Origin of the sequence: Kitasatospora sp. NPDC048540 (assembly GCF_040651175.1) — a bacterium.
In the GTDB taxonomy this organism is placed as follows: Bacteria; Actinomycetota; Actinomycetes; order Streptomycetales; family Streptomycetaceae; genus Kitasatospora.
In genome coordinates, this window is sequence record NZ_JBEZIR010000067.1 from 1 (window position 1) to 21,129 (window position 21,129).

A 21,129-nucleotide genomic window follows, 5' to 3' on the forward strand; every position below is an offset into this window, starting at 1 on the left:
CACCCCGACCCCGCTCGGCGAGTCGACGTCCAGGGCCGCCTCCCACAGCCCGGTGGGGCCGACGGCCCGCAGCCCCGGGCGGGCGGACAGCGCGCGCAGCAGCCAGGCCCCCTGCCCGCAGCCGAGGTCCAGCAGCCGGCCGTCCCCGGCCGGCAGGGCCCGCTCCAGCAGACGGGCCACCGACCCGTCGGACAGCGGGGCGGCGACCGGGTGGTGCCGGTGGGCGATGCGGGAGATCTGTTGACGGTCCATCGGCCAAGTCTGACCCTTGCCGCCCGCCGCCGCCCGCTGTTTTCGCGTCCCCGGCCGGGCCCGGCCTCAGCCCTCCTGCGGCCGGGAGTAGGTCCGGCCCTTCCAGGCGGCCCCGCGCCCGCGCCAGTGCTGGACGGCGGAGTCCACCGTCATCAGCAGGTACAGCGCCGCCGTGAACGGCAGCAGCACCGCGCCCGCCACCGGCAGCCGGTAGTACCGCAGCATCGGCACGAAGGTTCCCGCCATCAGCGCCCAGGCCGCCGCACCGGCCACCGCCACCGCCGGGCGCCCGCCCAGCAGCCCGGCCACCGTCGCCACCGGCGGCACCAGGTAGACCAGCCCCAGGCCCAGCACCGTGCCGAGCAGCAGCAGCGGCGAGTGCCGCAGCTGCGCGTACGCGCTGCGCGACACCATCCGCCACAACTGCCCCAGCCGCGGGTACGGCCGCACACTGTCCACCCGCTCGGCCAGCCCCAGCCAGGTCCGCCCGCCGGTCCGCTTCACCGCCCGCGCCAGCGACACGTCGTCGATCACCGCACCGCGGATCGCCGCCACCCCGCCCGCCCGCTCCAGCGCCGCCCGCCGCACCAGCGAACAGCCGCCCGCCGCGGCCGCCGTCCGCGCCCCGGGCCGGTTGCTCCACCGGAACGGGTACAGCTGGGCGAAGAAGTACACGAAGGCCGGCACGATCAGCCGCTCCCAGCCGGTCACCACCCGCAGCCGCGCCATCTGCGACACCAGGTCCAGCCCGCCCGCCTCGGCCGCCGCCACCAGCTCCGCCAGCGAACCCGGTCCGTGCGCGATGTCCGCGTCGGTGAGCAGCAGGTACTCCACCGGCCCGGCCAGCTCCACCCCGTGCCGCAGCGCCCACAGCTTGCCGGTCCAGCCGTCCGGCAGCGGGGGAGGGACGGTCACCGTCAGAGCCGGACCACCGGCCGCGCCCAGCTCCCGGGCGAGCGCGCCGGTGCCGTCCGAACTGTGGTCGTCCACCACGATCACCCGCGCCTCGCCCGGATACCGCTGGGCCAGCAGACCCGGCAGGGAGAGCGGCAGCACCTCGGCCTCGTCCCGGGCGGGGACCACCACCGCCACCGACGGCCACCGCCGCGGCCCGGGCTGCTCGGGCCCCGGCGGCAGGCGCTGGTCGGTCCGCCAGAAGAGACCGTGGCAGCAGGTCAGCCAGACCCACGCCAGCAGGGACACCACCGAGACCCACAGCAGCACCGTCATCCCGGCAGTCTGCCGCAGCGCGGGCCGCCCGGCCCGGTCAAGTAGAGTCGTGCCTCGTGAAGATCGCACTGGTGGACTCCGGAATCGGACTGCTCCCGGCCGCGGCGGCCCTGCGCCGGCTGCGCCCCGACGCCGACCTGGTGCTCTCCAACGACCCCGACGGCATGCCGTGGGGCCCCCGCACCCCCGAGGACATCGCCGAGCACGCGCTCGCCTGCGCCCGCGCCGCCGCCGAGCACCGTCCCGACGCCCTGGTGATCGCCTGCAACACCGCCTCCGTGCACGGCCTCGCCCTGCTGCGGGCCGAGCTGGAGCCGGGACTCCCGGTGATCGGCACCGTCCCCGCGATCAAGCCGGCCGCCGCGGGCGGCGGCCGGGTCGCCATCTGGGCCACCCCCGCCACCACCGGCAGCCCCTACCAGCGCGGCCTGATCGCCGAGTTCGCGGCCGGCGCCGACGTCACCGAGGTGGCCTGCCCCGGGCTCGCCGACGCCGTCGAACGCGGCGACGACACCGCCATCGCCGCCGCCGTCGCCGACGCGGCCGCCCGCACCCCCGCCGGCACCTCGGCCATCGTGCTCGGCTGCACCCACTACGAGCTGGTCGGCGGGACCATCCGCGCCGCCGTCGCCCCCACCGCCGCCGACGGCCTCACCCTGTACGGCTCCGCCGACGCCGTGGCCGCCCAGGCCCTGCGGCGGATCGGCGAGCACACCGCCACCCCGGGCGGCGGCCGGCTCACCGTCCTGCGCAGCGGCCGCACCGAGGCGCTGCCGTCCGCGGCCGCCCACTACCCCGAGGGCCGGCTGCTGACGGCCACCGCCGCTTCCGCCTGACGGCCCGTCGGCCTACGATCCGGGCGTGACCGAACGCCACCTGCCCTTCGAACGACACCTGCCCTTCGAGCGCCTGCACAACTTCCGGGACCTCGGCGGCTACCGCACCGACGACGGCCGGACGGTCCGCGACCGGCTGCTCTACCGCTCCGACTCGCTCGGCAAGCTGGCCGGCGACGACCTCGCGCGGTTCACGGCGCTCGGCGTGGGGACCGTCATCGACCTGCGGTACCCGTGGGAGATCGAACGGTCCGGCCGCGTCCCCGACCTCCCCGGCCTGAGCTACCACAACCTCAGCATCGAGCACCGGCCGTACGACCAGGCTTCGCTCGGCCCCGAGACCGACACCGTGCCGTTCCTGGCGGGCAAGTTCGCCGAGGTCGCCGCGGACGGGACGGCGGAACTCGCCGAGGTGCTGCGGATCATCGCGGAGGCGGACCGGCCGCTGGTCTTCCACTGCGCGGCGGGCAAGGACCGGACCGGGATCGTCGCTGCGCTGGTACTCACCCTGCTCGGCGTCGACGAGGACCAGATCACCACCGACTTCGCCCTCACCGGCCTCGCCACCGACCGGTTCGTCGCCGACTGGCACACCCGCAACCCCGGCGCCACCCTCAGCTGGCCCGACTACGGCCGCGCCCCCGCCGCCATCATGACCAGCTTCCTCGCCGACCTCACCACCACCTACGGCTCCGCCACCACCTACGCCACCGACCACCTCGACGCCGACCCCGCCCTGATCACCACCCTCCGCACCCGCCTCCTCACCCCCTAGACGGGCGCCTCCCGGGGGGGGTTGTTCTATTTGGGGGGTGCCCGGGGGGTGTTCTTTGGGGGCGCGGGGAACTGCGCGAGGGGCGGGGGTTGTTCTTTGGGGCGCGGGGAACTGCGCGAGGGGCGGGAGGGGCAGGGCTGTGCCGGCCGACGGTGGTCGGGTGCTGCTCGGTGTGCCTTCCGCTGCGCGCAGTTCCCCGCGCCCCTGGGGGGTGCCCCCAGCGCCCCTGGCGAAGGCCTAGACGGCTACGCCGCGCCAGCGCTGGAGTGCCGGTTCGAGTCCGGACAGGATGGTGTCGAATCTGCGGGTGCCGGTGGTGGAGTCGACCTGGAGGCGGCTGATCCGCAGCGGGTGGGCGGGCAGCCGGGGGCCGAGGCGGTGGTCGGAGAGGAAGCCGAGGCGGTACCCGAGCTGCCGCAGGACCGCGTCGGCCCGCGGGTCGTACCCCCCGTCCGGGTAGGCGAAGGCGGTGGGCGGTTCGCCGAGCCACTTGCCGAGCGCCAGGTGGGCGCCGGCGATCTCGGAGTGCACGGTCGCGTCGTCGCAGCGTCCGAGCGAGGGGTGGCCGAGGGTGTGGTTGCCGATCGAGACGCCGTCGGCCTGCAGGGCGCGCAGGTCCTCCGGGGTGAGCTGCTCCTGGCGGGGCGGCCGGCGGTGGGCGCTGACCCGCAGTTCGTGCAGGCTGCGCCGGCGGTCCGGGTCGGGCAGGGCCTTGAGCCGGGCCAGTAGTTCGGCGGGCCTGCCGGTGGGGACCAGGCGGGAGCGGCCGCCGTTGCGCGCCAGGAACGCCGCCTCGTGCCACCAGAACGGCTGGTCGGTGCCGATCAGCTCGGCGATCACGAACGCGGCGGCGGGGATCCGCCGGACCGCGAGCGCGGGCAGTGCGTGGGTGAGTACGGACCGGTCGGTGTCGTCGAAGGTGATCAGGACGCTGCGCGGCGGGAGCGGACGGCCCTGTGCCACCGCCTGCTCGACGGCGGTCAGCGAGACCGGGGTCGCCAGCCGCCGGAGCCGGTCGAGCTGGGCGCCGAACGAGCGCGGGTCGGTCACGCCGTGGTAGGCGAGGACGGCGAGCCGCTGGGCGGCGCGGGCCCGGAACAGCGGCTGGGCCGGGGAGAACCTGAGCCAGCTGCCGCGGCCGTCGGCGCTCCGCGCGGTCGTACCGGACGGTCCCGGTGCGGCTACGGCTGCGGATGTGGCTACGGCTACGGCAGCTGCGGCCGGTGCGGTGACGGCTGTGGGCGGTGGGGTGGTGATGGTCGTGGTCTCGGAGTGCGGCACGGTTCCCCCCTCGGTCGCCGGTGCGGCGTGGCGGTACCGTCGGAAGGCGGAGCCCGGCCTCCGACCCCGGGCGCGGCGGCTCCGCCCCCGGGTTGATCCGGTCCGTGGCGGGGACTCCCAACCCATGCCACGGACGGCTCCTGGATCGCTCAATGTAGTGGAGACCACCGACGTACCGAGATGGTTGTACGGCGGACGGCGACTTTTCGCGGGGGCGCTTCCGGCTTCTTCGGGGCGCGTTCCGGGGCGCATTCCGACCGCTGTGCCGCTGCTCCGGCGTCGGGTTACCGTTGATGGCATGGCAGATACCGGAAGTCACCGCTCCGTCACCGGGCGGGTGCACCGCCAGCACCAGTGGCTGCTGGCCTTCGCCGGGGCGGCGTGCGTCGCGTTCGGCATCCTGGTGGCCGTGGTGGTCCCGGACAGTGGGGGGCCGGCCTGGGTGATGGCGGTGGCCGGCTGCCTGGCGGCCGGGCTGTTGCTGCTGGCCAGGGTGGTGCTGGCGAGGTTCCGGCCGCCGGGCGGGACCCCGTCGTAGCACGGGTGCGGGACGGGCGCGGGACCCCGCTGCAGGGCGGTCGCCGCACCGCCGGTTCACCGACCGTCGGCCGTCCGTTCGCAAACGTTCAGAATCCGGACATGACCGGTCGGACCGCCTGATTTTCGGCCTACCTACCCTCTTCTTTCACATTTCCCGGGCAGCAGCCCCATATTTCCCCCTACTGTGGGTCCCGCCGGTCTCCAGCGTCCGCTGGGGCCGGGCGAGAGTCCGCTGGCCGGCGCCGGGGAGGGTGCCGCAGAGGGGGTAACGATGGGCACCACCGCCGCGCCCGCGGCAGCCGCAGGCATCAGGGCGCAGGTCAAGCAGCAGCTCGCGCGGGCCGCGGGCCGGGCCCCGGGGGAGGGCGCCACGGTCCTCATCTACCACCGGATCGGCGGCGGCACCGGCGACGAACTCGACGTCACCACCGCCGACTTCACCGCCCAGGCCGATCTGCTCGCCGAGCTGCCGCCCGGCCGGGTGGTCTCGCTGGACGAGGCCACCGACCGGCTGCGGGCCGGCCGCCGCACCCCCAGTACCGTCCTCACCTTCGACGACGGCTTCGCGGACGTCCACGAGAACGCCTGGCCGCTGCTCAAGGAGCGGGCGCTGCCCTTCACCGTCTACCTGACCAGCGGTCAGGTCGGCGGCGAGATGCGCTGGGAGGGCTCCACCGCCAAGGGCGAGAGCGGCCGCGGCCTCAGCTGGGAGCAGCTGAGGGAGATGACCGACTCGGGCCTGTGCACGGTCGCCAACCACACCCGCACCCACGCCCGTCCGGAGCTGCTCACGCTGGCCGAGCTGGACGGCTGCAACGACGACGTCGAGGAGCACCTGGGCACCAGGCCGCGGCACTTCGCGTACACCTGGGGCGTCACCGTCCCGCACATGGAGGCGGCGCTGCGGGCCCGGTTCCGGACGGCCGCCACCGGCCAGGTCGGGCGCAACCTGCCCGGTTTCGACCCGGCCCGGTTCTGCCGGGTCCCGGTCCGCCGGACCGACCCGATCGACTTCTTCCGCGCCAAGTTCTACGGCCGGCTGATCCCGGAGCGGGCCTACGCCCGGATCGTCGCCACCGCGAAGGCGGTGGGCGCCCGTGCCTGAGCCCCTCGCACCCGAGTCCCCTAGGTCCGGGCCGGCCGCCCCGCGGCTGCGCGGCCCCGGCGGGCGGCCGCTGCGGGTCGCCCACCTGACCACCGTCGACATGAGCCTCCAACTGCTGCTGGCCACCGAGCTCAAGGTCGACCTGGAGGCCGGATTCGAGACCTACGGCATCAGCGCCCCCGGGCCGTACGTGCCGCAGCTGGAGGCGATCGGCGTCCGGCACGAGCCGCTGCACGCGCTCACCCGCTCCTGGGAGCCGCGGGCCGACGCGGCCGCCGGCCGGGAGCTGCTGGCCGTGCTGCGCCGGATCCGGCCCGACGTGCTGCACACCCACAACCCGAAGACCGGTGTGCTCGGGCGGGTGCTGGGCCGGGCGGCCGGGGTGCCGGTGGTGGTCAACACCTGCCACGGCCTGTGGGCGCAGGCCCACGACCCGCTGGCGAAGCGGGCGTTCGTGCTGGGGGCGGAGGCCTTCGCGGCCCGCTTCTCGCACGCCGAGCTGTACCAGAACGGCGAGGACCGCACCACGCTGGCGCGGGCCGTCCCCGGCAGGCGTTCCCGGGTGGTGGGCAACGGCGTCGACCTCTCCCGGTTCACCGCGGACCCGGCCGACCGGGCCCGGATCCGGTCGGCGCTCGGCGTCGGCGAGGACGAGCTGCTGGTCGGCGGGGTCGGCCGCCGGGTCGCCGAGAAGGGCATCCGGGAGTACGCCGGGGCGGCCCGGGCGCTGGCCGGGAAGGCCAGGTTCGTCTGGATCGGCCCCGAGGACCCGGACAAGCCCGACGCGCTCGGCGACGACCCCGCCGCCGGCGGCGTCGAGTTCCTGGGCAGCCGCAGCGACATGCCCGAGCTGTACGCCGCCCTGGACGTCTTCGTACTCCCCTCCTACCGGGAGGGGTTCTCCCGCTCCGCCATGGAGGCCGCCGCCAGCGGTCTGCCGATGGTGCTCAGTGACATCCGCGGCTGCCGGGAGATCGGCACCGACGGTGAGCACCTGCTGCTCGCACCACCCGGCGACGCCGGGGCCCTCACCACGGCGCTGGACCGGCTCCTCACCGAGCCGGCCCTGCGTGAGCAGTTGGGGACGGCGGCCCGTCGCCGTGCCCTGGCGCAGTTCGACCAGCGGGCGGTCGCCCGGGTCTCGCTGGAGACCTATGCGGCCGTGGCCAGGGCGCGCGGTCTGCCCTGGTTGGTCGGCTGAGCCGCACACCCGTCGCACCACGAAAGTTGGGGGAGTCATGCCTGTTGGGGGAGGAATCCGGCGAGGGGGGGACCTTGCCGTCGCCGCGCTGGCCGGGGTGGTCGCGCTCCCGCTCGGCCTGGTGATCGCACTGCTGATCCGCTGCACCATGGGCGGACCGGTGATCTTCCGTCAGACCCGGACCGGGCGGGACGGGAGGGAGTTCTCGATCCTCAAGTTCCGTACCATGCGGGACAAACGTTTCGCCGAGGAGGAGGACGCCCCCCGGATCACCCGGCTGGGTGCCCTGCTCCGCAAGACCAGTCTGGACGAGTTGCCGCAGCTGTGGAACGTGGCCCGCGGCGACATGGGCATCATCGGCCCCCGGCCGACCCTGCCCGAGCAGGTCGTCCACTACTCGGCCCGCCAGCGCGGCCGGCTCGCCATGCGGCCCGGTCTCACCGGCTGGGCCCAGGTCCGCGGCCGCAACTCGATCAGCTGGCCCGAGCGGATCGAGCTGGACCTGTGGTACATCGCCAACCGCTCGGCCCTGCTCGACCTGCGGATCCTCGCGCTGACGGCCAAGCAGCTGCTGCGCCCGCAGGGCATCACCGCGGCCGGCGGGGTCAACCCGGGCTTCCCGGCGCCGTCCGAACTGCCGGTCCAGCGGGTCGTGCTGCCGCGGCAGGCGACCGGGCCGCGGCTCGCCGGGCAGCCGGTGGTGGCGGTCGAGGAAGCCTCCTGAAGGGCTGAACCGGCTAGCGTGCGGTCCGTGCAGTACCCGGGGGCCGGGGTCCGTACCGCGGACCCCGGCCCTTCCCCTCTCCCCACCCGAGCGCCCTGGAGGCAGTGTTGACCGAGTCGTTGTGGATCGCGGGAGCCGGCGGGGTCGGCCGGGAGGCGCTCGACACGGCGCTGGCAGCCGGGGTACCGGTGGCCGGCTTCCTGGACGACCGCGCCCACGGCGGTACCGTCCGCGGCCTGCCGGTGCTGGCCCCGGACCGGCTCCCGGCGGGCGCGCGCTACCTGGTCGGGATCGCCGACCCCGCGGTCCGTCGCAGGCTGGCCGCGCTGCTGGACGGCCTCGGCGGGGCCGCCACCACCCTGGTGCACCCGCGGGCGCTGATCGCCCCGGAGACCGAGCTGGGCCCGGGCTGCTTGGTGATGGGGGGCGCGTACGTCTCCAGCGGTGTCCGGCTCGGTGCCCACAGCCAGGTGCACTACAACGCCACGGTCGGCCACGACAGCGTGCTCGGCGAGCGGGTGACGGTGTATCCGGGCGGCAACGTGTCCGGTTCGGTGCTGCTGGAGGACGACACCACGGTGGGCAGCAACGCGGTGGTGCTGCAGGGCCGCAAGGTGGGCCGGGGGGCGTTCGTGGGGGCGGCCGCGGTGGTCACCCGTGACGTGGCGGCCGACACCGTGGTGGTGGGCACCCCCGCGCGGCAGCTGCGGCGGTCCGACGCCCGATAGGCTCGGGTCCCATGGCCATCCCCGCGTTCCTCGCCGAACTCCGCGCCCTCGTCGGCACCCGCCCGCTCTGGCTCCCCGGCGTCGCCGCCGTCGTCCTGGACGACGATGGGCGGCTGCTGCTCGGGCGCCGCGCCGACGACGGCCGCTGGGCCCTGGTCGGCGGCATCCTCGACCCGGGCGAGGAGCCGGCGGACGGGGTGGTGCGCGAGTGCCTGGAGGAGACCGGTGTGCTGGTCGAGCCCGAGGCGCTGACCATGGTCTCGACCTCGCCGATGATCCACTACCCGAACGGCGACCAGGCGCAGTACCTGGACCTGACCTTCCGCTGCCGTTACCGCTCGGGCGAGGCCCGGGTGAACGACGACGAGTCGCTGGCGGTCGGCTGGTTCACCCGGGACGCCCTGCCCGAGCTGGACGCGTACACCGCCCGGCGGGTCGGCCTCGCCCTCGAGTTCAAGGGCGAGGCCGTGTTCTCCTTCGGCGGCCGGCCGGCCTGAGCGCGGGCCCGGGTGCCGGTCGGATCGTCCGCCAAAGCGTCCGTCGGACCGTCCGTCAGAGCGTGCGGAACCAGGCGGCGGTGCGCTCCAGGCCCTCGCGCAGCGGCACCGGCACCACCTCGGGGAAGAGCTCCCGCAGCCGGGCGTTGTCGGCCTGCGAGTCGCGGACGTCCCCCGGCCGGGGGCCGACGTGCTCGGCGGCCAGGTCGGCGCCGAGCACCGAGCCCAGCTCGGTGATCAGTTCCAGCAGGCTGGTCCGGGTGCCGAAGGCCAGGTTGACCGGGTCCGGGTGGACCACCCGCCGCACCACCGCCTCGGTGATCACCTGGGTGACCGTGCCGACGTAGGTGAAGTCCCGGCTCTGCCCGCCGTCCCCGTGCACGGTCAGCGGCCGCCCGGCCAGCGCCGCGTCCAGGAAGGCGGGCACCACGGCCGCGTACGCGTGTCCGGCCGGCTGCAGCGGCCCGAAGACGTTGAAGAAGCGCAGCGGCAGCACGCCCAGGCCGTAACAGTGGTGATAGGCCGCCAGGTAGGACTCGGAGGCCAGCTTGCTGACCGCGTACGGGCTCATCGGGGCGGTGCGCATGGTCTCGCGCTTGGGCAGCTCCCGGTTGGCGCCGTAGACCGAGGACGACGAGGCGGCCACCACGTACGGCCCGCCGGCCCGGCGGGCGGCCTCCAGCACCTCGAGGGTGCCGGTGGCGTTGGCGTGGTGGCTGGCCAGTGGATCGGCGATCGAGCGTGGCACCGACGGCAGCGCGGCCAGGTGCACCACGGCGTCGGCGCCGGTCAGAGCGGTGTCGAGCAGGTCGCGGTCCAGGATGGTGCCTTCGAGCAGGGTCACGTCGACCCCCTCCAGGTTGGCCTTCCGGCCGGTGACGAAGTTGTCCACGACCCGGACCTCGGACACCTCCGGACGGGCCAGCAGCGCCCGGGCCAGGTTGGCTCCGATGAATCCTGCCCCGCCGGTCACGACCACGCGCATGGCTGGGACTCCCCCCACAGATCGGCGGAGCCTCCCCAGCTCCGCGCACTGGCCCGATGCTAGCGACGGAGCACCCTGCGGCGTGGGCGTTCTCGCCACAATTGCCCTTTCCCACCTGAGAGTTTGCGCCCGGCGGGCTCAGAGCTTGTGCTGCCGGTAGGTCTCCTCGGCGGCGTCCAGCACGGCGGACAGGTCGCCGCCGGCGGTCGCGGTGACCACCGCGGCGACCGCTCCCTCCACGAACGGCGCGTCGGCGAACCGGACCGGGAACGGCAGCCCGTGCTCGTCCGCCTCCGAGAGCAGCGCCAGCACGGTGGAGACCGCAGTGCCGAGGTCGCACAGCACGGCCACCCCGTGTCCCTGGTCGACCCGCCGGGCGGCCGAGGCGATCAGCACGGCACTCGTGCCCGGACCGTCGCCGAGGCTGCCGCCGGTCGCGGCGACCGGCGCCGGGTCGCCGTTGTCGGCCAGGGCCAGCGCCAGCGCCCGTACGGCGAGGGCCAGTTCCTCGCTGTGCGAGACCAGCACCACGCCGACCCGGCCGAGCCCGGTCGGCCGGGACGGGCGCGGCACGGTGGCCGTCCGCGGGTCCGCGGGTGCGCCCGGCGCGGACGGTGCGTCGGAAATGGGGATGACATCGGCGCTCGCGGCATCCCGGCGGTGCATCGGCGGCTCCCTGGGTCGTGCGGCCTGGTCGTCCTGGTGCTCGTACGGCGCACGGGGCATCGGGACGGCGTGCGCGCCGTGGGTGCGGCGCGCGGGGGCCCGGACGGGCCCGGCATCGCGCCGGAGCACCACTCTCGCAGCCGAGCGCGCCCGAGGGGCCGAAACTCGCCGGGTCGCCGCATAGCACAACACGACACCCCGGCGGGTGCGGATCACCGGTTAATGGCCCGCACCGGTCGGGAAGTCCGCACGATCCCCCGCCGGCCGCCACCCGCCTGGCTACGCTGGGCCCTTCGGACGGATCGGGAGGAGCACGGCATGAGTACGAGTGTCGAGAGCAGCGGTACCGGGGTCCTGGCGGAGGCCGGCAAGCCGGTGCTGGACCTGACCGGGGCCGAGTGGCTCTCCAGCAGCCAGGGGTCCGTCCCCGGCGGCGGCGAGGTCCAGATCGCCTTCGTGGAGGGCTACATCGCGATGCGCGACGGCCGGGACCCGGACGGCCCCGCACTGATCTTCACCCCGGCCGAGTGGCGGGCCTTCGTCCTCGGGGCCCGGGACGGCGAGTTCGACCTCACCTGAGCCGGTGCCCGGCGGCGGGGGCGCGGCACCGCCGCACCCCCGGGGTGCCGTCCGCTGCACCCGACTGAACCGTCGGTGTCGGTTCGGGGTCCGGGGAGGTCACAAATGAATTCTGATGGACCGGTTCTTGTTGACTGTTCGACAAGCATCGGATCACAGTAAGAGCAGGCAGACGCCGTGCCCACCGCCCCCACGCGGTAATGGCACGGCGCCCGCTGTGTTGCCCGTCATCGGCGCCGATGACGAACTCCTCCCGTGTGTGTTCCCCAACCGCACCGAGGTGCGTTGCCGGTCCCGGCCCCACCAGAGGGCCGGCAGTCGCCGGGAGGACGGCCCCGCCCGCCGAGAGCTACTCGGAAGTCGGTGCCTCGCCCGGGATCCGCACGCCCCCACGCGGCGGTGTCCCGGGCAAGGTCCGCGGATGCGACAGGCCGGGGCCCCGCGAACCTGGTCTGTGGAGTTGTGTCCGCCGGTGCCGGTCGGGGGTTCCGTGGCCGACTCCGGTGAAGTGGGGCAGGTGTAGCTGGCCGAGCAGGTGGTCCGCACGACGATGCACACAGCGAAGGGACGCGCAAAAAGGCGCGCTGGGACAAGCCGCCCCCCGGTGGACCGAGCCCACAGCGGCTGTCGTGCTGAACCGAACGTAGCCCGGACGGTTGCTCAGAGTCAACATTGGTCCCTGAGCGTAGATCTCGGCCTGATCACCCCCCGGTCGCAGGTCGGCCGGTCGCGGGCACGTACGATGGTGTCATGTCATTTCTCCGCCGTCGCTCCGGCTCGCCCGCCGGCCCGGACTTCGACGTGCTCGCGATGGACCCGGGCGACTGGCCCGGCCACTTCGGGGCCATGGTGATGACCGGCACGGACGGCTCCTGCCAGGGGATCTTCCTCCGGTACGACCTGCTCGGCGGCAGAGGCCCCGCGATGTTCATCGGCAACCTGCCGGAGACCTCCCCGGCCCGCGAGTCCGAGGACGGCGTCCCGTTCGAGGTCCGCCAGCTGCTGGCGGCGCTCGAGCACGAGGAGCCGGTCGAGCTGGTCTCGGCCGAGGACTTCCCGGTCATGCTCGGCGACGACCTGCTGATCGTGAAGAAGGTCAAGGTCTCCGAGGAGCGGGTGTTCTGCTCCCAGTTCGGCCGCAACGACGGCGTCCAGGTCACCATCGCCTCCTGGGACCGGCCGATTTCGGACGACCTCTACCAGCTGCTCAAGCCGCTGCCGGCCGACATGTTCAAGCAGGGCTGAACCGAGCCCTCGAGCAGGGCCGGGCCGAGTCCTCGAGCAGGGCCGGCCCGCCCGGGCCTGCGGGGCCCGGTGACCGTTCCGACCTGGCTTGACGGTATCGATCAGCCCTTCGTACAGTCACGACCATGTCACGTCGCCTCCCGCTGCTGACCCGTCGCAGGCATGTCGACCTGCGGCGCACCGCCGGCGCGTCGTGTCCGGGCCGCTGAGGCGGAGCCCGACGCTCCGCCGCCGGCACCCGGTCGGCCGGTCGGCCGTCCACTCCCCGCCCCGGGGCCCGGGGTGCCGCATCCCGTCGGCGCACGCCCGTCCGCGTGCCACCCGCACCATGCCGCATCCCACGCTGCCGCCCGGAGGCACCCGCTCATGACCCAGACCGCCGGCCCCACCGCCGAGGACCGCACCGCCGTCACCGAAGCGCTGGGCCGGCTGCCCCGGGTGGTGGACCTGCTGGCCGCCCGGGCCGAGGAGCACGACCGCGACGGGACCTTCCCCTACCAGGGGATCGAGGCCGTGCACGAGGCCGGACTGCTCACCCTGACCGTCGGCCGGCGCTTCGGCGGCCCCGGCGGCACGCTGCTGGACACCGTCCGGGTGCTCGCCCAGCTCGGCCGGGGGGACGCCTCGGTCGCCGTGCTCACCGCCTTCACCCTGCTCCAGCACGCCGAGCAGGCCAGGACCGGGGCCTGGCCCACGGCCGGCTACCGCCGTTTCCTGACGGAGTCCCGGCGCGGACCGGCCCTGGTCAACACGCTGCGCGCGGAGCCCGGCGGGGCCGGCCCGCTGCCCGCCACCGTCGCCCGATGGGACGGCGGGGCCTGGCTGCTGACGGGCCGTAAGTCGGACTGCGCGGGCGCCGAGGCGCTCGCCTGGATGGCGGTCTGGGCCCGGACCGAGGAGGAGGTGCCGAGGGTCGGTGCCTTCCTGGTGCGCGGCGACAGCGAAGGCGTCGAGATCGACCCGACCTGGGACCAGCTCGGCCTGCGGGCCAGCGCCGGCCACGACGTGGTGCTGGACGGGGTCCGGGTGGCACCCGAGGGCGCGCTGCGGCTGACCGTCCCCGGCGCCGCCTCCGCGGCGGAGCAGGCGGCCGACGGGACCACCCGGGCCTGGCACGACCTGGCGCTGTGCGCCGTCCAACTCGGGGTGGCGCGGGCGGCGCAGGAGTGGCTGGTGAGGTTCCTCCAGCAGCGCACTCCGGCCAATCTCACCGAACCGCTGGCCACCCTGCCGCGGTACCGGACCGCGCTCGGCGAGATCGCGGCCGCCCTGATCGGCGCCGAGGAACTCGTGCACGGCCTGGCCGCCGGGATCGACCGGAACGAACCCGAGGCGGTCACCCGGACCGGCGCGGCCCAGCTGCTGGTCAACCGGGCCGTCACCACCGCCGTCCAGCAGGCGGTCTCGCTCACCGGGAACCCCGGCCTGAGCCGGCGTCACCCGCTGGAGCGGTACCTGCGGGACGTCCTCGGCGGCCGCACCTACTTCCCGGCGGACGAGCTGGTGCTCGACGCGATCGGCCGGGCGGCCCTCGACCGCCCGGCCCGGTAAGGACCGGCTCCGACCTTCCCCGGCCGGCTCCGACCGGCTCCGACCTTCCCCGACCGGCTGCGGCCCGCCGCGCCGCGGCGGGCCGTTCCGTCAGCGGGTGCCGACGGCCGCGCGGACCGCGCGCCGGGCCAGCGCCGCGTCGTCGTACAGCCGGCGGATCATGATCCGCTGCTCCTCGCCGGCGCCCGGCACGTCGTGCAGCCGGATCTCCCGCATCAGCACCGTGACCAGGTTGACCAGGAACGCGTCCCGGGCCAGGGTGCCGCCCGACTGGGCGAGTTGGCTGATCTGGCGGCGGGCCGCGGAGTCCCCGGAGAGCACGCTCCAGAGCACCGCGAGGTCGTACCCGGGCAGGTACCAGCCGGCCTCCTCCCAGTCGACCAGCACCGGCCCGGACGGGGCCAGCAGCAGGTTGCCGAGCAGTGCGTCGCCGTGGCACAGCTGCCAGGGGACGTGCGCCAGGCCGTGCAGCAGCTGGCGCAGGTCACCCGCGTCGCGGTCGGTGAGCTGGCCGACCGAGTGGTAGCGGGCCACCTCGAGCTGGTAGTCGAGCGGCTTGCCGAACACGTCGGTCGGCGGCCGCCACAGGTTGAGCGTGCGCACCGCGCCGAGCACGGCCCTGACCTCGCCCGGGGTGGGCGCGTTTACCGGATGCCGCTCCCGGGCGGCCGGGCGGCCGGGTACCCGCTCCAGGACCAGCACGCAGCGGTCCTGGTCGGCGGCGACCAGCCGGGGCAGCCGGACCGGCGGGCGGTGCCGGACGAAGGCCCGGTAGACCGCGATCTCGTGGTGGAAGCGCTCCACCAGCTGCTCGCTCTGCGGGCCGCGCAGCGCCTGCGGGGCCAGGCACTTGGCGACCACGGGGGCGCGGCCGATGGTGCCGGCGACGAGGATGTGGCGGCTGCCCTCCCGGAGCACCTGGCGGGGGAGGAAGGCGGGACATATCCGCGAGATGTTGGCGAGCGCGGCGCGCACGGCCGGGGTCTGCAGCGCGGCGGGGTCGACCCGGTCGACGAAGCCCTCGGGGGTACGGGAGTTCAGCAGCCGTCCGGCGGCGGCCCGGTGGCCGACCGGCTCGGCCTGCCGCGGCAGCAGCGCGGTGCGGCCGCCGAGCGCGCGGGGATCGCGCAGCTCGCCGCCGCGGGGAGCCGGCCGGCCGCCCGCAGCCGTGGGCGGCCGCAGCCCGGGACGGGGCTGGCCGGCGGGGTGACGCGGTGCGCCGCCGTCGAGTTGGGTGGGATTCGACGGGCGGGCGCCGGTGCTGGCGGAGGAGTACATGGGCTGGTGAGGGTCCCTTCCTGGCCGACGGCGGTGGACGTCCCGGCGGTTCCTGGTTCCGCCGGGGGCCGGCCGGGGTGGAGTGCGGGCGTCGGGCGCGGAGCCGGCCTGTCCGGGTCCGCCGCACCCTGGGGAAATGCGGCCGTCCCGATCTGCCGTGCCGTGCCCGACGCCCCCGCGCCACCCGGCCGCGCCACCCCTTGGGACGACGCCCCCGCACGGGTGTTGACGGCCCGTCGGTGCAGTCCCGGCCCGGATCCCGGGCCCCTCGACGCGAGGTCGAGGTGGCGCACTCCTACCTGACACCCGATCACCACTGGTACACCATGTGGCGGACCCTGGCGAAGCCTGGCGAATGGTCGCGTGGCACATGACAGAGCCATTAGTGTCGAAATCAGCCGAGGAACCTGGGGGCTTCACGTGAGCAAGGGGCCGAACAGCCGACTGGCCGACCTCTTCGCCCTGACCGGATGGTCCAAGGGCGAACTGGCGAGGCTGGTCAACCGGCGCGGTGCGGCGATGGGACAGCAGCAGCTGTCCACCGACACCTCGCGGGTGCGGCGCTGGATCGAGCAGGGGGAGATCCCCCGCGATCCGGTGCCCAGGGTGCTGGCCGCCGTGTTCACGGAGCGGCTCGGCCGTGTCGTCACCACTGAGGACTTAGGTCTGGAACGACACCGGCCCACCAGGTCGGGCTCGACTGCCGCGTCGGAACGAGCCTGGGAGCCGGATCGGACGGCTGCGGTCCTCACCGAGTTCACGGGAATGGACCTCATGCTGAACCGACGCGGTCTGGTGGGCGCGGGCGCCGCGCTCGCGGCAGGCGCAGCCATCGCAGACAACCTCCACGACTGGCTGAACAGCGGCGACGTGGCGTACGCGGCCGACCGGCCGGGCCCCCGGCAGGTGCTCACCCAGGGCGGCCCGCGGCCGGTGGTCGACGTGTACGACGCCGGCCCGGTCGGCGCCGAGGAGGTGACCGCGCTCGAACGCTCCGTCGAGGTGTTCCGGGCCTGGGACGCCTCCCGCGGCGGCGGACTCCAGCGCAAGGCCGTGGTCGGCCAGCTGAACGAGGTCGGCGGCCTGCTGACCCACCGGCACCACCCCGTGCTGGAGCGCAGACTCTGGACGGTGGCCGCCAACCTGGCCGTCCTGGCCGGCTGGATGTCCCACGACGTGGGCCTGGAACCCACCGCCCAGCGCTACTTCGTGATCGCAGCGCAGGCCGCCAAGGAGGCCGACGACCGCCCCCGGGCCGGCGAGGCGATCTCCCGGGCGGCCCGCCAGATGCTCCACCTCGGCCGGGCCGACGACGCCCTCGAGCTGATGCAGCTCGCCCGTTCCAGCACCGGGGAGCGGGCACAGCCCCGGACCCGCGCCATGCTGCACACCGTGGAGGCCTGGGCGCAGGCCTCGCTCGGCCGCGCGGAGGCGACCCGGCGGGTGCTCGGCGAGGCCGAGGACCTGTTCGTCCAGGAACCCCAGGAGGCCCCGCCGAGCTGGATGCAGCTGTTCGACGAAGCCGAACTGCACGGCATGCAGGCCCTGGTGTACCGGACCCTCGCCGAGCACGACCCGGGCGCGGCCCGGCTGGCCGAGGTGCACGCCGGCCGCGCCATCGACCTGCGGGCCGGCTCCGGCCGGGAGCGCTCCGCGCTGCTCGACCGGATCACCCTGGCCTCGGTGTACTGGATCTCCGGCGAACCGGACGCGGCCCTGGTCCAGGCGAAGCTGGCGCTGGCGGCGATCAGCCAGACCTCCTCGCTGCGCACCTGGGACCGGCTGCGCGAGATGTACCGGCTGGCCGGCCGCTACCAGGGCCTGCCCGAGGTGGCCGAATTGCGGGCCGAGATCGACGCCGTGCTGCCCGAACGGCGTCTGGCGGTCTGACCCGGACCGGTGGTCCGCCGGGCCGGGCCGACGCGGACGGTACCGGCACGAAGCGTCCCGGTCCGGGCACGCCGGGTGAGGGGCCGCGCGGCCGCCGGGAGGGCGGCCCCGGGCCCGGGCGCGGGCCCGCCGCGGACCCGTGGCCGCCCGCCGCGCGGCACCGGGCGGAACGGGCGCGGACCCGCCCGGGCCTGGCCGTTTTGAGTCGCCCTGTGTGCGGATGTGCCCCCCAGGCGGTAGCCTTCGGTGATTCCGGCGCCCGGGCGCCTGAGCAGGACCAACCGACCCCGGCGACGGAAATCCCGTTGCCTCGACGACCGCCGCAACGGATGCTGACCTCATGTTCGAGCCAGTGATAGCGCCCAGTGCCAGCCTCCTCGGCCTCCTCCAGCGAGGCCGCGGTGACGGGCAGCTGCATGCCCTGGCCGCCGACCGCGACGAGGCGATCGCCGCCCTCGAGCAGTGCGTCACCGAGGACCCCCGCGCCGACTGGCAGATCGAGAACCGCTCCCTCTACTACGCGCGCCTCTACATGGAGCTGGAGGCGCCGCTCACCGGCGTCGAGCTGCACCTGCACTCCGTCGAGGACGGCATCGACCGGGACGACGCCCGTACCGGCCTCGCCCTCGCGGTCCTCGGCCACCTCGCCGCCTACGGCCGCCGGGACGCCCTGGACCTGCTGCGCGGCTACGTCGCCGTCGGCGTCAACTGGGCCTGGGCGCTCGACGAGCTCGCGCTGCGCGACGACGACCGTTCGCTGCTCGCGCTCGCCCCCTCCGTGCTGCGCAGATTCCCCGACGGCCCCGAGGGCGACGCCCTGCTGAGGGCCGCCGTCCGCGCCGCGTACGAGCCCCGGCCCTGGCGGCTGTGGGCCGCCCACCACCCCCGGATCGCGGCGGCGAGCGAGCAGTCCCCGTTCGACCTGTGGCAGCGCCAGATGCGCCGCGGCGTGGTCACCCCGGGCTGGAGCACCGCCGACGTGCTCGCCTGGGCCGACCAGGCCGACCCCGCCAGTGACGACCCCGAGGCGCCCGCCCGCCGCGCCGCCGCCGCGGCCCGCTGCCTGACCGCCGTGGTGCGCCCGGAGGACCGCCCGGCCCTGCTGGCCGCCGCCCGCACCGGCGGACCCGGCGCCCGCACCGCCGTCCTGCGTCACCTCGTGGAACAGCGCGACCCGGCCGCCGCCGAACTGATCGAGGCCGCCGCCGCCGACGTCGACCAGCGGGTGGTCGCGGCCGCCCTGGAGGTGCTCGGCCGGATGCGCGGCCCCGAGGCGCTGGCCCACGCCCGCCGCTGGGCCGACCCGGCCACCGGCGGTGCGGACAGCGCCCTCGGCGAGGCCGCCTGCCAGCTGCTCGCCGACGCCGGCGAGGCCGCCGACGGCCCGCTGGTGGTCGCCGCGCTGCGCCGCTGGATCTCGGTGCGCGGGGTCACCGGCACCGGACTGGCGTCCCTGGTCGACGGTGCGGGGCGGCTGGCCGCCGCCGGCGCCGTCCCCGCGCTGCGCCACGTCTACGGTGAGGCCGTCTCCTCCGAGCTGCGGGGCCGGGCCGCCCGGGCGCTCGCGGTCACCGACGCGCACTTCGGCGAGGGCCCCGCGGTCGAGTGCCTGTGGGACTGCGAGGAGGCCACCCGCGAGCTGGCGGCCCGTCATGTCACCACCACCGGGGACGTCCGGGTGCTGGAGCGGCTGCGGCGGCTCGCCGCGGATCCGGCCGAGGAGGCCGAGGTGCACGCCGCCGTGCGCGGCCGGCTGACGGCCCGCGACCTCACCTGACGGCCCCGGGTCCCGGCCGGCCGCCCGCCGGCCAGGGCCGAAGGCCGACCGGCCGGTCGGCGGCGGGAGGGCGGCGCCGACCGGGGTCGTCCCGCAGATGCCGGCCGGCGCCGGACCGTCGGGCATCATGGAGCTGCCCCGTCGGCCCCGACCTGGAGAGTTCCGGACATGAACCGTTCCCGCCTGCTCGCCCGCGCAGCCCTGCCGACCGCCGTCCTGCTGGGCTCCCTGGCCCTGGCCGGTCCCGCGTCGGCGCACGTCGAGGTCGAGTCGCCGACGCCGCAGGCCCTCGCGGTCGGCGCCGTGGTCGCCTTCTCCGCGGAGGGCGAGTCGACGTCGGCGGGGATCAAGGAGGTCCGGGTGGTGCTCCCGTCCGGTCTGATGCCCGGCGACGTGAGCCTCGCGGACGGGCCGAGCGGCTGGACCCTGAGCCCGACCGAGGACGGCTACACGGTGGCGGGCCCGGCGCTGGCCCCCGGCGCCGACGCCGAGTACAAGATCAAGGTCCGGCAGCTGCCGGACGCCCCGGAGCTGGCCTTCAAGTCACTGGTGACGTACACCGACGGCCAGGTCGACCGCTGGATCGAGCTCCCGCAGGGCGGCGCGCAGCCGGCCCACCCCGCGCCGGTGCTGAAGCTGACCGCCGCCGCGCCGGGCGCCGTCGCGCAGCCGGGCGCCCCGGCCCCGGGCCCCTCGACACCGGCCGCGACGCCGGCCGCCACGACGCCGAGCCCGGCCGGGGCGGGCGCCACCGCCTCCGGCCCCGCACCGGCGCCCGTCCAGGCGTCGCCGACCGCCGAGGCGCAGAGCGGGAAGCAGGGCTCGGCCGGGGTCACCACCCTGGTGATCGGTGTGGTCGCGGTGGTGCTGGTGGCGGCGGCCGGCTGGTACGTGCGGCGCCGCGGGGCCGCACGCGGCTGAGCGGCCGCCGGGCGCCGGGGGGCGGGGGAGGCACGCTCCCGCCCGTCCGCACGCGGCTCCGGACCGGTGAACCGCGCCCTCGGTTCCCGGCCGGTGACGCGCGGGGTGCCGGGCCGGTCGCCGGTGGGTGCCTAGCCGGTCGTACCGGCGTCCGGGGCCAGGTACCCCGTGGAGACCAGGGCGATCAGCACCACGCCGAGCAGGACCCGGTAGACCACGAACGGCATGAAGCTGTGGTGGGAGATGTACTTCAGGAACCAGGCGATGGCCGCGTAGCCGATCGCGAAGGCGATCAGCGTGGCGAGGATCGTCGGTCCCCAGGCGGGCGCCGGGCCCTCGCCGATCTTGAACAGCTCGAGCGTGCCGGAGGCCAGCACCGCGGGCACGGCCAGCAGGAACGAGTACCGGGCGGCGGCCTCCCGGCTGTAGCCGAGCAGCAGGCCGGCGCTGATGGTGCCGCCGGACCGGGACACCCCCGGGATCAGCGCCAGCGACTGGGCGAGGCCGTAGCCGATGGCGTGCGGCAGGGTGAGGGCGCTGATCGGGCGGGCGTGCCGGATGGCGCGGCTGCGGTCGGCGACGGCCAGGATCAGCCCGAACACGATCAGGGTGGTGCCGATCACCCGCAGGTCGCGCAGCGAGGACTCGATGGTGGTCTGGAACGCCGCGCCGAGCAGGCCGATCGGCAGCGTCCCCACGATCACGAACCAGCCCAGCCGGGCGTTCGGATCCTGCCGCAGCGCGGGCCGGACCAGTGAACGGGCCCAGGTGGAGACGATCGCCGCGATGTCCCGGCGGAAGTAGATCAGTACCGCCGACTCGGTGCCGAGCTGGGTGACCGCGGTGAACGCGGCCCCCGGGTCGTCCCAGCCGAGCAGCGCGGAGAAGACCCGCAGGTGGGCGCTGGAGGAGATCGGCAGGAACTCGGTGAGTCCCTGGACCAGGCCGAGCACGGCCCCGTGGAACCAGTCGATCACCGGGCACCGGCCGGGACGGTCGGTCGGCGGTTGCGCATTGTCGGTCCAGCTCCTCGTCGCGGTGGCCGTGGCCGCTCCGGCACCCGGGCGG

General features: G+C 75.4%; 21 protein-coding genes and 1 pseudogene. 15 read left to right on the plus strand and 7 right to left on the minus strand.

The features are described 5' to 3' along the window. Nucleotides 1-252 (minus strand): annotated as a pseudogene (locus AB0D08_RS24210) (SAM-dependent methyltransferase); the annotation flags it as partial. Nucleotides 253-318: 66 nt separating this feature from the next. Further along, on the minus strand, nucleotides 319-1,482 hold the full coding sequence (locus AB0D08_RS24215) for a glycosyltransferase (protein WP_033821573.1): 1,164 nt from the start codon (nucleotides 1,480-1,482) through the stop codon (nucleotides 319-321). Between the two features lie 56 nt (nucleotides 1,483-1,538). On the opposite strand from AB0D08_RS24215, the gene AB0D08_RS24220 reads away from it, so the two are divergent. Further along, entirely contained in the window at nucleotides 1,539-2,318 is a 780-nt protein-coding gene (locus AB0D08_RS24220) for an aspartate/glutamate racemase family protein (RefSeq protein WP_359891514.1), read from the plus strand. Nucleotides 2,319-2,343: 25 nt separating this feature from the next. Then, entirely contained in the window at nucleotides 2,344-3,093 is a 750-nt protein-coding gene (locus AB0D08_RS24225) for a tyrosine-protein phosphatase (protein WP_233289111.1), read from the plus strand. Between the two features lie 237 nt (nucleotides 3,094-3,330). On the opposite strand, the gene AB0D08_RS24230 is transcribed toward AB0D08_RS24225, so the two are convergent. Continuing rightward, nucleotides 3,331-4,374 carry a polysaccharide deacetylase family protein gene (locus AB0D08_RS24230; protein WP_359891516.1) on the minus strand — a complete coding sequence of 348 codons (1,044 nt, stop codon included), beginning with the start codon at nucleotides 4,372-4,374 and terminating at the stop codon, nucleotides 3,331-3,333. Between the two features lie 298 nt (nucleotides 4,375-4,672). On the opposite strand from AB0D08_RS24230, the gene AB0D08_RS24235 reads away from it, so the two are divergent. From AB0D08_RS24235 to AB0D08_RS24260, 6 genes are all read left to right on the plus strand, one after another. Continuing rightward, the gene (locus AB0D08_RS24235) at nucleotides 4,673-4,912 is read left to right on the plus strand and encodes a hypothetical protein (protein WP_359891518.1); all 240 of its coding nucleotides are present in this window, start codon (nucleotides 4,673-4,675) and stop codon (nucleotides 4,910-4,912) included. A 273-nt stretch (nucleotides 4,913-5,185) separates the two neighbouring features. Then, nucleotides 5,186-6,019 carry a polysaccharide deacetylase family protein gene (locus AB0D08_RS24240; protein WP_359891520.1) on the plus strand — a complete coding sequence of 278 codons (834 nt, stop codon included), beginning with the start codon at nucleotides 5,186-5,188 and terminating at the stop codon, nucleotides 6,017-6,019. Nucleotides 6,020-6,119: 100 nt separating this feature from the next. Further along, complete coding sequence (locus AB0D08_RS24245) at nucleotides 6,120-7,220, plus strand: glycosyltransferase family 4 protein (protein ID WP_051812323.1); 1,101 nt, start codon at nucleotides 6,120-6,122, stop codon at nucleotides 7,218-7,220. Between the two features lie 37 nt (nucleotides 7,221-7,257). After that, nucleotides 7,258-7,944 (plus strand): sugar transferase, encoded by a 687-nt coding sequence (locus AB0D08_RS24250; RefSeq protein ID WP_082526486.1) that lies wholly within the window; start codon nucleotides 7,258-7,260, stop codon nucleotides 7,942-7,944. A 107-nt stretch (nucleotides 7,945-8,051) separates the two neighbouring features. Further along, on the plus strand, nucleotides 8,052-8,672 hold the full coding sequence (locus AB0D08_RS24255) for an acetyltransferase (protein WP_233289016.1): 621 nt from the start codon (nucleotides 8,052-8,054) through the stop codon (nucleotides 8,670-8,672). An 11-nt stretch (nucleotides 8,673-8,683) separates the two neighbouring features. Further along, entirely contained in the window at nucleotides 8,684-9,169 is a 486-nt protein-coding gene (locus AB0D08_RS24260) for an NUDIX domain-containing protein (RefSeq protein WP_033820287.1), read from the plus strand. Between the two features lie 55 nt (nucleotides 9,170-9,224). On the opposite strand, the gene AB0D08_RS24265 is transcribed toward AB0D08_RS24260, so the two are convergent. Together AB0D08_RS24265 and AB0D08_RS24270 are read right to left on the minus strand one after the other, a co-directional pair. Next, the gene (locus AB0D08_RS24265; RefSeq protein WP_359891525.1) at nucleotides 9,225-10,154 is read right to left on the minus strand and encodes an NAD-dependent epimerase/dehydratase family protein; all 930 of its coding nucleotides are present in this window, start codon (nucleotides 10,152-10,154) and stop codon (nucleotides 9,225-9,227) included. A gap of 138 nt (nucleotides 10,155-10,292) precedes the next feature. Beyond that, nucleotides 10,293-10,727 carry a PTS fructose transporter subunit IIA gene (locus tag AB0D08_RS24270; protein WP_359891561.1) on the minus strand — a complete coding sequence of 145 codons (435 nt, stop codon included), beginning with the start codon at nucleotides 10,725-10,727 and terminating at the stop codon, nucleotides 10,293-10,295. 411 nt (nucleotides 10,728-11,138) lie between these two features. Between AB0D08_RS24270 and AB0D08_RS24275 the strand changes: the two genes are divergently transcribed. The 4 genes from AB0D08_RS24275 (at nucleotide 11,139) to AB0D08_RS24290 (ending at nucleotide 14,195) form a co-directional block, all read left to right on the plus strand. Next, entirely contained in the window at nucleotides 11,139-11,399 is a 261-nt protein-coding gene (locus AB0D08_RS24275) for a DUF397 domain-containing protein (protein ID WP_051812317.1), read from the plus strand. A 750-nt stretch (nucleotides 11,400-12,149) separates the two neighbouring features. Next, nucleotides 12,150-12,644 carry a hypothetical protein gene (locus AB0D08_RS24280; RefSeq protein ID WP_033820289.1) on the plus strand — a complete coding sequence of 165 codons (495 nt, stop codon included), beginning with the start codon at nucleotides 12,150-12,152 and terminating at the stop codon, nucleotides 12,642-12,644. A 125-nt stretch (nucleotides 12,645-12,769) separates the two neighbouring features. Beyond that, nucleotides 12,770-12,853 carry a putative leader peptide gene (locus tag AB0D08_RS24285; RefSeq protein WP_359891564.1) on the plus strand — a complete coding sequence of 28 codons (84 nt, stop codon included), beginning with the start codon at nucleotides 12,770-12,772 and terminating at the stop codon, nucleotides 12,851-12,853. A gap of 157 nt (nucleotides 12,854-13,010) precedes the next feature. Next, entirely contained in the window at nucleotides 13,011-14,195 is a 1,185-nt protein-coding gene (locus tag AB0D08_RS24290; RefSeq protein ID WP_359891528.1) for an acyl-CoA dehydrogenase family protein, read from the plus strand. Between the two features lie 90 nt (nucleotides 14,196-14,285). Here AB0D08_RS24290 and AB0D08_RS24295 read toward each other — a convergent pair whose 3' ends face one another. Continuing rightward, nucleotides 14,286-15,473 carry a phosphotransferase gene (locus AB0D08_RS24295; RefSeq protein ID WP_359891530.1) on the minus strand — a complete coding sequence of 396 codons (1,188 nt, stop codon included), beginning with the start codon at nucleotides 15,471-15,473 and terminating at the stop codon, nucleotides 14,286-14,288. A gap of 420 nt (nucleotides 15,474-15,893) precedes the next feature. Between AB0D08_RS24295 and AB0D08_RS24300 the strand changes: the two genes are divergently transcribed. From AB0D08_RS24300 to AB0D08_RS24310, 3 genes are all read left to right on the plus strand, one after another. Next, complete coding sequence (locus AB0D08_RS24300; RefSeq protein ID WP_359891532.1) at nucleotides 15,894-17,363, plus strand: hypothetical protein; 1,470 nt, start codon at nucleotides 15,894-15,896, stop codon at nucleotides 17,361-17,363. A 340-nt stretch (nucleotides 17,364-17,703) separates the two neighbouring features. Then, a complete protein-coding gene (locus AB0D08_RS24305; protein ID WP_359891534.1) occupies nucleotides 17,704-19,140 on the plus strand; it encodes a HEAT repeat domain-containing protein in 1,437 nt (478 codons plus the stop codon). Nucleotides 19,141-19,308: 168 nt separating this feature from the next. Further along, complete coding sequence (locus tag AB0D08_RS24310) at nucleotides 19,309-20,061, plus strand: DUF1775 domain-containing protein (RefSeq protein ID WP_359891537.1); 753 nt, start codon at nucleotides 19,309-19,311, stop codon at nucleotides 20,059-20,061. 131 nt (nucleotides 20,062-20,192) lie between these two features. On the opposite strand, the gene AB0D08_RS24315 is transcribed toward AB0D08_RS24310, so the two are convergent. Beyond that, a complete protein-coding gene (locus tag AB0D08_RS24315) occupies nucleotides 20,193-21,038 on the minus strand; it encodes an undecaprenyl-diphosphate phosphatase (RefSeq protein WP_359891540.1) in 846 nt (281 codons plus the stop codon). Nucleotides 21,039-21,129 lie beyond the last annotated feature (91 nt).